General features: G+C 30.2%; 10 protein-coding genes. 8 read left to right on the top strand and 2 right to left on the bottom strand.

The features are described from left to right. The first annotated feature begins 107 nt into the window (after positions 1-107). On the top strand, positions 108-1,994 hold the full coding sequence (locus JAO71_RS15080; protein ID WP_203001618.1) for a PEP/pyruvate-binding domain-containing protein: 1,887 nt from the start codon (positions 108-110) through the stop codon (positions 1,992-1,994). Here the strand turns inward: JAO71_RS15080 and mqo are convergent. After that, on the bottom strand, positions 1,991-3,478 hold the full coding sequence (gene mqo, locus JAO71_RS15075; protein ID WP_203001616.1) for a malate dehydrogenase (quinone): 1,488 nt from the start codon (positions 3,476-3,478) through the stop codon (positions 1,991-1,993). The genes JAO71_RS15080 and mqo overlap by 4 nt on opposite strands. A gap of 175 nt (positions 3,479-3,653) precedes the next feature. On the opposite strand from mqo, the gene deoC reads away from it, so the two are divergent. From deoC to JAO71_RS15045, 6 genes are all read left to right on the top strand, one after another. Beyond that, complete coding sequence (gene deoC / locus JAO71_RS15070) at positions 3,654-4,325, top strand: deoxyribose-phosphate aldolase (RefSeq protein ID WP_203001614.1); 672 nt, start codon at positions 3,654-3,656, stop codon at positions 4,323-4,325. 37 nt (positions 4,326-4,362) lie between these two features. Then, on the top strand, positions 4,363-5,061 hold the full coding sequence (deoD, locus tag JAO71_RS15065) for a purine-nucleoside phosphorylase (protein WP_116822513.1): 699 nt from the start codon (positions 4,363-4,365) through the stop codon (positions 5,059-5,061). Positions 5,062-5,075: 14 nt separating this feature from the next. Then, entirely contained in the window at positions 5,076-5,573 is a 498-nt protein-coding gene (locus tag JAO71_RS15060) for a SixA phosphatase family protein (protein WP_116822512.1), read from the top strand. A gap of 2 nt (positions 5,574-5,575) precedes the next feature. Then, complete coding sequence (locus JAO71_RS15055; protein WP_116822511.1) at positions 5,576-6,079, top strand: GNAT family N-acetyltransferase; 504 nt, start codon at positions 5,576-5,578, stop codon at positions 6,077-6,079. A 34-nt stretch (positions 6,080-6,113) separates the two neighbouring features. Beyond that, the gene (smpB, locus tag JAO71_RS15050) at positions 6,114-6,572 is read left to right on the top strand and encodes an SsrA-binding protein SmpB (RefSeq protein ID WP_028290411.1); all 459 of its coding nucleotides are present in this window, start codon (positions 6,114-6,116) and stop codon (positions 6,570-6,572) included. Positions 6,573-6,773: 201 nt separating this feature from the next. Continuing rightward, on the top strand, positions 6,774-9,239 hold the full coding sequence (locus JAO71_RS15045) for a DUF5686 and carboxypeptidase regulatory-like domain-containing protein (RefSeq protein ID WP_116822510.1): 2,466 nt from the start codon (positions 6,774-6,776) through the stop codon (positions 9,237-9,239). A gap of 11 nt (positions 9,240-9,250) precedes the next feature. Here JAO71_RS15045 and JAO71_RS15040 read toward each other — a convergent pair whose 3' ends face one another. Then, entirely contained in the window at positions 9,251-9,874 is a 624-nt protein-coding gene (locus JAO71_RS15040) for a LysE family translocator (protein WP_116822509.1), read from the bottom strand. Positions 9,875-10,176: 302 nt separating this feature from the next. On the opposite strand from JAO71_RS15040, the gene JAO71_RS15035 reads away from it, so the two are divergent. Continuing rightward, complete coding sequence (locus tag JAO71_RS15035) at positions 10,177-11,007, top strand: hypothetical protein (protein ID WP_116822508.1); 831 nt, start codon at positions 10,177-10,179, stop codon at positions 11,005-11,007. Positions 11,008-11,139 lie beyond the last annotated feature (132 nt).

Raw genomic sequence — 11,139 nt, 5'->3', positions numbered from 1 at the left:
AACACAATACTTTTAAATAAGTGGCGTGTTGCTTTTTTGTTTTATATTGTAAGAATCTAATAAAAAAACATTTTGACTTGTACACTTTAAAGTTTAAAAACCAATTTTTGATTCTATTTTTACTTATAACCAATCTTGCGTATTGTCAAGTAAATTTTAAAAACAATTTAAAATCAGAATCAGATTTTAACAGTCTTAAAACAGCTCCTGTTACAAAAAAATACGGTCGTGTAGATGCTTTAAAGGTCGTTTATGATATTAAATCAAAACAGTTATATTTTATAAATAGTAAAGTGTATAAATATCACTATAAATTTTGTAGTGGCTACCTCAACATTGCTCAATCTTTACAACAATTTAACAACACTAATTACAAAGCAGAACATAAAAACAAACGCTTTTTATTAGGAAACATTAATCACTATCTAGCCAATGACTCTTATAGTTTAGAATTGTCTCCTATAGATGATATGCAAATAAATGATATTAAAACGTTTTACAATGCTGTTAAAAAAGCAACTTATTTTAAAAACTTTAATTTCTTTTTAAATACCGCAAGATTAGAAAACTTAAAATCAGCGATTCAAATCCCTACATTATCAGCTTCAGATTTATATGGAGACCAAACGTATCAAGCTGTAAGTACTCAAAAAAGTTATGGCATTTTAAAATTTGTTAATGTAGATCAATTAACTAAACAGAACATATCAAAACAGGATATAATAGTTATTAACCAACCTATATTAGAACTACCTATAACAGCAGGTGTTATTACAACTATATTACAAACACCGTTAAGTCACATTTCTGTTTTAGGAAAAAACAGACAAATACCTATTGCTGCTTACACTAAAGCCATGCAATCTAAAGTTTTAAAACAATATAAAAACAAGTATGTTTCTTTTGAGGTCACCTTAGACACCTTTTACATCAAGCCAATTAGTAAAGCGCAGTTTATTAGAAAAACTAAAAAAGAAAAAAAGAAAACACTATTTCTAACAAAAAACACAACCACAAAAACACTAATTAATATTGACAATTTAAACCAAAAATCAATAAATACTGTTGGAGGAAAAGCTGCTAACTTTGGAGTCTTATATGATTTAGCTAAAAAAGAAGAGTTTAAAATCCCTGAATCTGCTTTTGCTATTCCTTTTTATTTTTACGAAGCACACTTAAAAACCTCAGGAGCCGACACTTTGGTCAAACAAATGGTTTATGATTATAAAATTAATCAAGACAAAACTGTATTAGCAAAACAATTAAAAGCTATACAAAAAAGAATTAAAAACACACCAATAGCAACTAAATTAATTAAAGATATAGAAGCAAAAGCAAAAAGCTTGGGCAACTATACTAGACTACGCTTTAGAAGCTCTACAAATGCAGAAGATATTGTCGGTTTTTCTGGTGCTGGATTATACGACTCTAAAACAGGAATTATTGGACACCAAAAGAAAACCATAGAAAAAGCTATAAAAAAAGTATGGTCTAGCTTATGGTACCAACGAGCTTTTTTAGAACGTGATTATTTTAATATCGATCAAAACAGTATTGCAATGGGTATTTTGGTACATCGCTCTTTCCCTAACGAGAAAGCTAATGGTGTAGCCATTACAAAAAACTTATACCGAAAAAATTATTTAGGTAACGTCATAAATGTACAAGTTGGAGAAGCTAGTGTTGTACAACCTGAAGCTGGTGTAACTTGTGACCAGATTATTTGCTATTCTGGATCGTCATCCAAATTATATAACCAAAAACGTATTGTAGAAATCATTTCTCACTCAAACCTAAATAACGGAAATTTAGTGATGTCAGAAACCGAAATCATCAACCTTTCTGAACAACTAGAAAAAATCAAAAAACACTATTATTACAACGTATACAAATCCAAACAAAAATATTTAGAGTTTGGACTGGATATCGAGTTTAAATTAGATGGAGAAAATAGAGACCTTTACATAAAGCAAGTCCGTTATTTTAATGACTAAAGTTGTAATGCCTTTTTACTTATCTCTAACTGCTCTTTAAATAAGCTTTCAGTAACCTCTGTATTCCAAAACGGAATCATTTGTTTCATTATAGCTTGTCCTTTGTCAGAATTAAGTATTTCTGGAAATGCTTGTTCTAAAACTTGCAACATTACAGAAGTTGCAGTTGAGGCTCCTGGTGAGGCGCCTAACAAACAAGTGATACTTCCGTCTTTACTACTTACAACTTCTGTCCCAAATTGTAAAACACCTCCTTCGTATTCGTCTTTTTTAATAATTTGCACGCGTTGTCCTGCAACTAGCAACTCCCAATCATCACTTTTAGCATCCTTAACAAATTTTCTTAAAGCGTCCATACGGTCTTCATGAGATGACGTTACCTGCTCAATTAAATATTTTGTTAATGGTAAATTATGCCAAAAAGCACCTAATAATGGCGAAATATTATCAAATTTAACCGATTTTAATAAATCAAAATTAGACCCTTCCTTTAAAAACTTAGGACTAAATCCTGCGAATGGTCCAAATAATAATTCGCGCTTACCATTAATATAACGTGTGTCTAAGTGTGGTGTTGACATTGGTGGATCACCTAGACCTGCTTTACTATAGACTTTTGCATTATGTTGGTTAATAATGGCTTCATTTTTACAAACTAACCATTCTCCACTAATAGGAAAACCGCCATAACCTTCCTTCTCTTCAATTTCTACCTTTTGTAACAATAACAAGCTTCCGCCTCCTGCTCCAATAAATACATGTTTAGACTCTAAGTTAAATTTTTCTTTAGTTTCTAAATTTTCAACCTCAACAGTCCAGTCAATATCAGGACTTGGATCTATATCTTTAACTTCCATGTTACAATGTACAGGTGTATTATATTTAGTTTCTAAAATATTAAATAACGTTTTAGTCAAATTACCATAGTTAACCTCTGTACCTCTATCTATTCTTGAAGCAGCCATCACCTCATCGTCTTCCCTATTTTGCATGATTAAAGGAAACCATTCTTTCATTTTACTTTTGTCTTTAGTAAACTGAATGGTATCAAACATAAAATGATGTTTCATGGTATTATAACGTTGTTCCAGATACCTAGCATTTTCTTGTCCTAACACCCAACTATGATGTGGTACAGCTGCAATAAAATTATTTGGATTAGTTAATAAACCTTGATCTGCCAAATAGCTCCAAAACTGTTTTGACTCTTCAAACTGTTGACATATTTTAATTGCTTTTTCAATAATAACTTGACCCTCTTTTTCAGGACAATAATTTAATTCGCATAAAGCAGAATGTCCTGTTCCTGCATTATTCCAAGCAGCAGAGCTTTCTTGAGCAACCTGGTTTAAACGCTCGACAATTAACACTTTTAAATCTGGCTTTAAAATTTTAGTCATTAATGCTAATGTAGCACTCATTATTCCGCCTCCAACACATATTAAATCATAGTCTTGTGTATTGTCTAGTGTATATTTGCTCATTTATTTCTGTTTTTTGTTTAAATATAAATAAGTCATTTGATAAATTAATTTTTAATGAAAGAAAAAACTAAAAACTGACTATTATCATTGTAAAAAAAGTTTATAAAGTGATTTTACAGCATGAGTTAATCTTATCATTAAAACCCGTAACTTTATATACTAATTTTTATACTGAATGAATATCCTAAACAAATACATAGATCATACTATATTAAAGGCTACTGCTACAAAATTTGATATCATTAAATTATGCGAAGAGGCTGTGAAACACGATTTTTTTTCTGTATGTGTTAATAGTTGTCATGTCTCTTTGGCTAAAGCCGAAATTAAAAACAGTAATACAAAAGTCTGTAGTGTCATTGGATTTCCGTTAGGTGCTATGAGTACTAAAGCTAAAGTTGAAGAAACTAAACAGGCTATTAAAGATGGTGCAGACGAAATTGACATGGTTATAAACATAGGCCTACTTAAAAGCGAAGCATTTGACGAGGTTTATAACGACATTAAAGCTGTAAAAGACCAATTACCTAATCAAGTCTTAAAGGTTATTTTAGAAACCTGTTATTTAACAGATCAAGAAGTTACAAAAGCTAGTCAATTAGCTATAAAAGCTGGTGCAGACTTTATTAAAACTTCTACTGGATTTGGTACAGCAGGTGCAACTGTACATCATGTAAAACTAATGAAGGACGCGATAAAAAACTCTAATACAAAAATTAAAGCGTCTGGTGGTATTAGAGATACTAAAACCGCTTTACAGTACATTAATCTTGGTGTAGAACGTATAGGTACATCTAACGGAATAGCTATAGTGACAGGCAAATCTTCCGGAGAAAAAAGTTATTAAGTACGACACTAATCATTTCATTTTTAAACAAAAAACTATGAGCATACATATTGGAGCCCAAAAAGGCGATGTTGCAGAAACTATATTATTACCAGGTGATCCTTTACGTGCCAAATGGATTGCCCAAACTTTTTTTGACAATCCTGTTTGTTTTAATCAAGTTAGAGGCATGTTAGGTTATTCAGGGACATATCAAGGTAAACCAATCTCTGTGATGGGAACAGGAATGGGTGTACCTAGTATTTCTATCTATGCACATGAGCTAATTACTCAATTTGGAGTCAAAAACTTAATTCGCGTTGGTAGTGCTGGATCATACCAAAAGCATATTAAAATTAGAGACGTGGTTTTAGCTATGGCTGCTTCTTCAAATTCTGGTGTTAACGAACTTAGGTTTGGTGGTGCTGACTATGCTCCTACTGCAAGCTTTGAATTATTCCAAAAAGCTGTAGAGACTGCCAAAGCTAAAAATATTGCTATAAAAGCTGGAAATGTTTTTACTTCTGACGAGTTTTATGCAGACGATTTTGAATCTTACAAAAAGTGGAGTAAATTTGGTGTACTTTGTGTAGAGATGGAAACTGCAGGTTTATATACTGTTGCTGCAAAACACAATGTTAATGCATTAACCATTTGTACAATATCAGACTCGTTAGTGACTGGAGAAAAAACCACTAGTAAAGAACGAGAAACTACTTTTAAAGACATGATAAATATTGCTTTAGAGTTAGCCTAAAACCCAAAACACCCATGAAAAAACTATTAATACTAACGTTAATTTGCTTAAGTTTTTCTTGTAAAAAACAAACCAAAAAGACGACAACGTATTACCTGATAAGGCATGCCGAAAAAGAGCGTACTGATAGTTTAAACAAAAACCCTGATTTAAATCTTAAAGGTCAACAACGTGCTATTAAATGGAGTAATACGTTTAACGCTATTAATTTTGATGCGATTTATACCACAAACTACAAGCGTACTATTCAAACCGCACAGCCAACTGCTAATAAGCAAAATATTAAACTAAAGTTTTATGATGCTAATCAACTTTATAGTCAAGAATTTAAAAAGAATACAACCGGAAAAACGGTATTAGTCGTTGGTCATAGCAATACCACACCAAGCTTTGTAAATGCCATCATCAAACAAGATAAATACAAAGCCATTAATGACACTGTTAATAGTAATTTATTTAAAGTAACCATTATTAATGGCAAAATAAATGACACACTTATTGATAATAAATAGTAATGTTAAATTTACAACCTGTTACATTAGCTAAGCATGCTAATTTATATGCTTTAATGCTTCGTATTTATCCTCCTGCTTACCAACAGCTTTGGGTAAATCAGGATTGCAATTGGTATATTAATAGTCAATACAATAAAGATAATTTAAAAGAAGAGTTACAACTAGCGCATTCTAATTACTATTTTATTCAATTTAATAACTTAACTATTGGTATTTTAAGATTAGTACATCAACCTAATAAAAAAACGACTAAGCTACACAGGTTATATTTAGACCAAGACTATCAAGGACAAGGTTTAGGTAAAAAGGTTATGACTTTAGCTATAACTATAGCCAAACAAAAACTATCTAAAACCATTTGGCTAGAAGCTATGGACACCCAAACACAAGCGTTACAGTTTTATAAAAAAATGGGGTTTATAATTACAGAAGCCTATGCATTAGATTTTGATTTAATACACCCTAATTTAAGAGGCATGTATAAAATGACTAAACAATTATAATTACTTTAACTTCTAATTTATTAGCTTTGCAAGGATGCAAAAAAAGATAAACATACTTAATAAGAAGGCTAAATTTCAATATGAAATTTTAGACAAATATACTGCTGGAATAGTTTTAACAGGAACCGAAATTAAATCTATTAGAAACAGTCAAGCCTCTATTGCCGAATCTTTTTGCGAGTTTAATGAGCAAGGCGAATTGTTTGTTATTAACATGAATATTCAAGAGTATGCCTATGGTAACTACTATAACCATAGACCAAAAGCCGAACGTAAATTACTACTTAACAAACGCGAACTTAAAAAATTACTTAAAGAGGTTAACACCTCTGGTTTAACCATTATTCCTTTACGTTTATTTTTAAACGACAAAGGTTTAGCTAAACTAGATATTGCTTTAGCTAAAGGTAAAAAGTTATACGATAAGCGCGAGACAATCAAGGATAGAGATAACAAACGTGACTTAGCTAGAATTAAAAAGTCATTTAATTAGTGACACAACACTTCATTTTTACAAATAATTAGACGGTTATATTTCATTTCAAAATAAATAAAACCTATTGATTGTTAATTATTTAAAATTATAAATTTTATAATTTCTATAACAATATTCAATTTTTATAAGTTTTATGTTTGGTGCTAGGCAACCATTTTATATAAATGTGCGTCTATATAAATAAACAACCAACTTATAATGAAACACGCTTTAATCGCTTTATTTACATTAGCTAGTCATTTTGCTTTCGGGCAAATAACAGGTACAGTAACCTCTAACAATAACAATCCTTTAGCGGTTGTAAACATTTTTATAGAAAACACCTACACAGGTACTACTACAAATAATGATGGTAACTATGTGTTAGACATTACCAAAACTGGCGATTACACTATTACGTTTCAGTACTTAGGCTACAAAACTTTAAAGCAAAAGGTAACCATCACAAAGTTTCCGTTTGTACTAGATGTTACATTAAAAGAAGAAGACATAAACTTAGATGAGGTTGTTATAAATTCGGATGAAAATCCTGCTAATAACATCATTAGACAAACTATTGCTAAACGTAAAGAGAACTTAAAAAAACTTAAATCGTTTAAAGCTCAGTTTTACTCTAGAGGGTTACTTAAAATGGTAGATGTACCAGAATCTGTTTTTGGTCAAGAAGTTGGAGACTTAGATGGTGCTTTAGATAGTACCAGAACTGGTATAGTGTATTTGTCTGAAACGATTAGCAAACTAGAATACCAAGCACCTAAACCTATTAAAGAAACCATTGTAGCGTCTAAAGTAAGTGGTGATAGTAATGGTTTTAGTTTTAATACTGCGACTGATGTCGAATTTAATTTTTACCAAAATACCTTTGAATTGGGAAGTGAGATTGTCTCTCCTATTTCAGATTTTGCATTTAACTATTATAAATATAAATTGGTTGGTACTTTTTATGATGACTTAGGCAACCTAATTAATAAAATTGAATTACTACCTAAACGAAAAAACGACAAAGCTTTTGGAGGATTTATTTACATTATTGAGGACCAATGGAGTTTGTTTGGTACAGAGGTAACGTTAACAGGTCAACAAGCACAAATACCTGCAGTAGACCTATTTAAAATTAAACAATCGTTTACGTATTATAACACCGAAAAATTGTGGGTAAAAACAACACAGTTATTTGATTTTCAGTTCGGGATTTTCGGGTTTAATGGTGATGGTCGTTTTACTGCTGCTTACAGTGATTATGAGTTTAATCCAAATTTTGATAGCAAGACCTTTTCAAGAGAAATCTTAAGTTTTGAGGATAATGCAAACAAAAAGGATTCGTTATTTTGGGAGACTAAACGTCCTGTTCCTTTAACATCTATAGAGGCTAATGACTATGTACGTCGTGATAGTATCCAATTGGTAAGAGAATCTAAACCCTATTTAGACTCGGTTGATCAAGTAAACAACAAATTTAAAATTGGTGATATTTTAGGTGGTTACAGCTATAGTAATAGCTACAAAAAGACTTATTTCAATATCTCCTCTCCTATTAGCAAATTAGCGTTTAATACCGTTCAAGGTTGGAACGGAACTCTTACTGCTAACTACACTAAACGTTTTGAGGACAATCAAAAATATTTTAATACATCGTCATCCATCAATTATGGCCACTCTGATGACAGACTAAGGGCTACTGGACAAATTAACTATAGGTTTAACCGTAAAAACCGAGCGTTTATATCCTTATCAGGAGGTAGTAAAGTAGAACAATTTAACCCTAATTTATCAAGTTTAGCATTGTTAAACACCTCTTACTCTTTATATACCGAAAAAAACTACCTTAAAATTTACGACCGTAGTTTTGCGCAATTAAATTATAATCAAGAGTTATTAAACGGTTTATATTTATATTCTGACCTAAGTTACAATAACCGTAAACCTTTAAATAATACCACAGACCAAGCTTGGTACCCAAAAAGTGACAGAGATTATACTAGTAATAATCCGCTTGATCCCACAACTGCAGGAATCAATGCTTTTGATCCGCATAACATCATGAAGTTAAACGTCAACACACGTATTAATTTTGGACAAAACTACATGAGTTACCCATTTGGTAAATACAACATCCCTAACAGTAAAATACCAACCCTATATTTAGGTTACGAGAAAGGCTTTGGCAGCAATAACGCCAACTACAATTTTGACCAATATAAAGCCATGTTGTATCAAAACATCAACTTAGGTAATAAAGGAGATTTAACCTATTTAGCCAAAGGAGGTGTGTTTAATAACGCAGACAACATTGCGTTTATAGACTATCATCATTTTAGTGGTAACCAAACCAATGTTGTTATGGATGGTAACTATATTAATAATTTTAAAATATTACCTTACTATGCATTAAGTACTAATAAGGCTTACGCCGAAATACATGCCGAACACAATTTTAAAGGCTATATACTTAATAAAATTCCGTTAATAAATAAACTTAACTTTAATCTTGTCGCTGGATTTAACGCTGCAGCAACAAAAAAAAATAAACCATACACCGAATATTCGCTGGGATTAAGTAATTTAGGTTGGGGAAAAATGCGCTTTTTACGCGTAGATTATGTACGTGCTTACCAAGGTAGCGGATTAGTAAACGATACGTTTTTATTTGGCTTTAGCTTTTAATACTTAAAAAATTATTTAGTAAATAAATAGATAACGTTACCTATACCAACAATACCTGTTAAACAACCTAAAATAAAATCCATTTTAGTTGCTATATATTTCAGCTTATGCTCAATATTTTTAGCTACAATAGCATAAATCGTGTATAATGTAAAAGAACCTATGGTAGAGCCAATCGAAAAATAAAAAGCATTAAACATATTGTATTCAAAATACTTAAAGCCTATTAACAACGATATAAAAGTAAAGTAAAACGGTATAGCCATCATGTTTAATAAAGACATTAAAATACCATAAAAATAAGATTTAGATTTAGGGATTTCTTTTTCCTTAACCTCCTTTTTAGGAGCAAAATAAATCCTAAAAAAATTAATAGATAACAAAAAAAGTATACCAGTACCTATTTTTTGTATTAAGGTAATATACTCAGAGTTTTTCATTAAAATATTAGCAAGATAAGCACCTAAATTGGCTTGAAAAAATAACACCGTAGCATAACCAGCTATTAAATAAAATGTAGATTTTTTACCATTTTTTAAACTATACTTTACTACAGTTAAATTTAAAAAACTAGGCGTAATACTCCCTAAAGCAGCTATACAAAAACCCAAAATTAAGCAGATAAAAAAATTCATGTTTTTATTTTATAAAACAAAGAAACAAAATGCCTGTCTTATTTAGCCAACTCTTAACAGTTTTTAATAATAAAGGTACATTTCAAAACACAAAATAAAAACTATCTAAAAAATACGTAGTTATACGTATTGTACTTGCAAGTGCAATATTGTAATTTAGCTTTTAATTATACAACTATAATAAAATAAAACTTATTAGATATAAGTTACTAAAAGTTGTCATAACGGGAAATATAACCCCAAAAACAACTATATTAGTTGTCATATAACCAGTTGTAGCCAATTAGAGAAACGAGATATTTATGAACATAAAAAATAATATTCTGAAATTTATAAGTATTTTATGTTTGTTATTTCCTTTTCAATCTTGTAAAAAATTATCGGACGAAAATATCAACGTAATTTCCATTCCAAACGACAGCATAAAAGGTCAGGCTTTTATTGGAGAAAGCAGTAGTACTGTTAAATATTCACCTAAAGGAAATTTTATTAAAGTTATTAAACCTGATTCTGGAATTTGGACAAATTTGAGAATTGAGAAATCAAATCAAAAAATTGATTCCAAATTATTTTTTCACGACGACGATATAAATGTTAGTATTATTTATGACAGTTTAAGTCTTGGTGAATATAATTTGAAATTCATATCCGACTTAAAAGATACTATTTCAGAAAAACTGAATTTTAAAAAAAATATTGAATTAAGATTTCCGAATAAACTTCAAGAGTATTATAAAGAAAAAGATATTAAGCACTTAAATATTGACAAACTGACTAAAAATGACACTTTACAAGTTATTTATAAAAATTTCGGATGCTTTGGAGGTTCAGAAAACTTAATCGAATTTATTCGTAACGAAAACAATGAAATCACTTTAAGAAAAAAAATCAACGGAGTAAGGTATGAAGACGAACCTGAAGGCGAATGGATTTACTCAAAAAAGAAAAATGTAAAGGAAAATCTAAAGAGATTTGTAAATAACATTAAAAAGATAGATAAAAACGATGAAAACTACTGTTCATCTCAAATTGAATATATATTTAGAATAAAAGGAAAGAACAAAATTTATTGGGTGAAAGACAAATCCTGTGAATTTAGCAACGAAATTTCAGAAATAATAAACACAAGATAACTGGCTACAACAAAGTACTGTGGTAAAAAACAAGTAAAAACTCATTAATTTTTCAATAAAACACTTCTATAATTATTATCATAAGTTAATCCTGATTTTGCTATTGCAAAAGCTTGTTTTAATAGCTTATTA

This window comes from Olleya sediminilitoris (assembly GCF_016785945.1).
GTDB lineage: Bacteria > Bacteroidota > Bacteroidia > Flavobacteriales > Flavobacteriaceae > Olleya > Olleya sediminilitoris.
This window is presented reverse-complemented; position numbering and strand designations above follow the sequence as displayed.

Excerpts from the sequence above, each read along its gene's own strand:
- JAO71_RS15055 (WP_116822511.1), top strand. The coding sequence starts at position 5,576 with ATGTTAAATTTACAACCTGTTACATTAGCTAAGCATGCTAATTTATAT.
- deoC (WP_203001614.1), top strand. The coding sequence starts at position 3,654 with ATGAATATCCTAAACAAATACATAGATCATACTATATTAAAGGCTACT.
- deoD (WP_116822513.1), top strand. The coding sequence starts at position 4,363 with ATGAGCATACATATTGGAGCCCAAAAAGGCGATGTTGCAGAAACTATA.
- JAO71_RS15060 (WP_116822512.1), top strand. The coding sequence starts at position 5,076 with ATGAAAAAACTATTAATACTAACGTTAATTTGCTTAAGTTTTTCTTGT.
- mqo (WP_203001616.1), bottom strand. The coding sequence starts at position 3,478 with ATGAGCAAATATACACTAGACAATACACAAGACTATGATTTAATATGT.
- JAO71_RS15040 (WP_116822509.1), bottom strand. The coding sequence starts at position 9,874 with ATGAATTTTTTTATCTGCTTAATTTTGGGTTTTTGTATAGCTGCTTTA.
- JAO71_RS15045 (WP_116822510.1), top strand. The coding sequence starts at position 6,774 with ATGAAACACGCTTTAATCGCTTTATTTACATTAGCTAGTCATTTTGCT.
- JAO71_RS15035 (WP_116822508.1), top strand. The coding sequence starts at position 10,177 with ATGAACATAAAAAATAATATTCTGAAATTTATAAGTATTTTATGTTTG.
- smpB (WP_028290411.1), top strand. The coding sequence starts at position 6,114 with ATGCAAAAAAAGATAAACATACTTAATAAGAAGGCTAAATTTCAATAT.